This is a genomic window from Halomonas sp. ND22Bw (assembly GCF_003011945.1).
Classification (GTDB): Bacteria; Pseudomonadota; Gammaproteobacteria; order Pseudomonadales; family Halomonadaceae; genus Halomonas; species Halomonas halophila.
The window spans coordinates 1-268 of the sequence record NZ_PXWD01000952.1; the positions used below are offsets into that span (position 1 = coordinate 1).

1 pseudogene is annotated in these 268 nt (G+C 72.0%); it reads right to left on the minus strand.

Features of this window, described 5'->3' with window-relative positions:
* Positions 1-268, minus strand: a pseudogene (locus CVH10_RS20985) (cell division protein FtsZ); the annotation flags it as partial.

Here is a 268-nt window from a genome sequence, read left to right on the forward strand (position 1 = left end):
GTGACGGCCCTCGAAGGTGAAGGGCTTGGTCACGACGCCGACGGTCAGGATGCCGCGATCGCGCGCCGCCTTGGCGATGACGGGCGCGGCGCCGGTGCCGGTGCCGCCGCCCATGCCGGCGGTGATGAAGACCATGTGGGCGCCTTCCAGGTGCCCGGCGATCGTCTCGGCGGATTCCTCGGCAGCGTTCATGCCGACCTCGGGATGGGCGCCGGCGCCCAGACCCTGGGTGATCGTCTCGCCCAGCTGGATGCGCCGGTCGGTCTTG